The sequence below is a fragment of the Pseudomonas sp. genome (assembly GCF_026224925.1).
In the GTDB taxonomy this organism is placed as follows: domain Bacteria; phylum Pseudomonadota; class Gammaproteobacteria; order Pseudomonadales; family Pseudomonadaceae; genus Aquipseudomonas.
This window is the reverse complement of the sequence record NZ_JAMFRV010000319.1, coordinates 1-2,116: the sequence shown is the minus strand read 5'-3', so window position 1 is coordinate 2,116 and position 2,116 is coordinate 1. Positions and strand designations below refer to the sequence as shown.

Genomic DNA, 2,116 nt, shown 5'->3' with positions numbered 1-2,116 from the left:
TAGCGCGACGCCCTACTCTGTCGGAGTACGCTCCGGCCAACGGACAGATAGCAGCCGCAAAAATCAGCGCAATCACCGACACCAGCAACGCAGATGCACGGTTCAGCCCGCCCGCGACTTGCAGGTAAGTGGCGAAATAGGTGGTGAACATATAGAACGACAACGCCGTCAGCGAAACGAACGCGCCCAGGCAGCAGATGGCGGCGCCGTGGGTTTTCAGGGTTTCGCGCAACGGGGAATGGGCCACCGCGTGTTCTTCAGCGACCGCTTTGAAGGCCGGGGTTTCGTCCAGTTTCCAGCGCAGGTACAAGCCGACCAGTCCCAACGGCGCAGCGACCAGGAACGGCAAACGCCAGCCCCAACTGCTCATCGCTTCCAAGGACAGCGAGGACTCCAGTGCGTAGGCCACCACTGCGGCACTGGCGAACGCGGAAAAGGTCGAGACAGGCACGAAGCTGCCGTACCAGGCACGCTGGGTGCGCGGCGCATGCTCCATCAAATAGGCGCAGGCCCCAGCGTACTCACCACCGGCAGAAAACCCCTGAGCGCAGCGGATCAGGGTCAACAACACCGGCGCCATGACACCAATTGCCGCGTAACTCGGCAGTATGCCGATCAAGGTTGTAGCACTGGCCATCAACAAAATGGTCAAAGCCAAGGTCTTCTTGCGCCCAACCCGGTCGCCGAGCATGCCAAAGAAGACGCCGCCCAATGGCCGAAAAGCGAACGCCACGGCAAACACCGCGAAGGTTTTCAGCAACGCCGCGCTGGGATCACCACTGGGAAAAAACTGCTGGGCAATAGTCGTCGCCAAAAAGCCATACACAGCAAAATCGAACCACTCGACAAAATTGCCAATGGCCGCAGCGCATATCACGCGTCTCAAGGTGGCAGGGTCTACCCGCTTCATTGCTTGGGTTGTCATGCTGGCCTCGGCGCGCTCGTTGGGAAGGTATTGATTATCGGGACAGCGCGGGCATGTGCTGATCTGAAAAAGTCATTCGCATACCCACGACCGACCCGATGCCGATGAGTGGCCGCAGGATTCATGCCATATGACTTAGCGCGCCGCTTTTGCCAGCAATGCGCGTCGTCCTTGCAGGCCACCGGTATGGACAAACACGAGACGGGTGCCGGAAGGAAACAATCCCTCTGCAACCTGATCGTGTAGCGCCAGCAAGGCTTTGCCGGTGTACAAGGGCTCAAGGGGCAACCCGCTTTCGGCTTCGCTAGCGGCGATGAAGTCCAGAAGGCGCGCATCAATTTTGGCAAAGCCACCGCGGCTGGCGTCGATCAAGGGGTAAGCAGGATCTGACGTATTAGGTCCGAGAATCGCCATGACATTTTCAGCGACGCCGTGATCATCCGGCACGGCCAGCGCGCCATACACTGGATGCGCGCCCTTCTCGGCCAGTACAAGCCCGGCCAAGGTTGTGCCGGTGCCTGCTGCCAACCACCATGCGTGATAATCAGGCCAGCCTAGAAGGCCGATTTGCTCCTGCACCTGAGCCAGCAATACCGCGCAACCCAAGGCACCGGCCAAACCACCGCCGCCCTCCGGGATTGGATGTAAATGCGGGTAGCGTTCTTGCCAAGGCAACCAAAAGTCGGGCGCGTGGCGCTCGCGATAGCCGGCATAACCCAACCAATGCAGCTGCATGCCGAACGCAATCAAATCGCTGACCGTCGGCGTGTCTAGCGCATGCCCGCGCAACAGGCCAACGGTGGAAAAACCGAAGCGTTTGCCCGCAGCCGCCAACGCATGCAGATGATTGGAATGCGCACCGCCCAGACTGATGACGCCCTCGGCACCGGCCTCTGCGGCGGCAGTCAGGTGATGGGTGAGTTTGAACCACTTGTTGCCGGAGATTAGTGGGTCGATCAAGTCCAGGCGCAACACCGCCACCTCGATGCCTGCCTGCTTCAGCCAAGGCAGATGCAAGCGTTCGAGAGGGGCGTTGGGTGGGGATGGGAGGGTTGGGAACATGGGGCCGAGTTTACAGATAAGCCTGCGGTGACGACCACCCTCGGTAGGAGCCAACTTGTTGGCGAGGCGCCCGTCCAGACACAGCGCTTCAGGCCTCTCGCCAACAAGTTGGCTCCTACCGATGTTCAT

Annotated in this window: 2 protein-coding genes; both read right to left on the bottom strand. The window is 60.2% G+C overall.

Translation table 11 applies throughout. The annotated features are described in order from the left end of the window. A partial coding sequence (locus M0974_RS13905) for an MFS transporter (protein WP_297837538.1) occupies window positions 1-925 on the bottom strand: 925 nt, incomplete at its 3' end. A 135-nt stretch (window positions 926-1,060) separates the two neighbouring features. Then, the gene (locus M0974_RS13900) at window positions 1,061-1,987 is read right to left on the bottom strand and encodes a 1-aminocyclopropane-1-carboxylate deaminase/D-cysteine desulfhydrase (RefSeq protein ID WP_297837541.1); all 927 of its coding nucleotides are present in this window, start codon (window positions 1,985-1,987) and stop codon (window positions 1,061-1,063) included. Window positions 1,988-2,116 lie beyond the last annotated feature (129 nt).

What these genes read in the sequence shown, in the direction of transcription:
- M0974_RS13900 (WP_297837541.1), bottom strand. Translation starts at nt 1,987, where the DNA reads ATGTTCCCAACCCTCCCATCCCCACCCAACGCCCCTCTCGAACGCTTG.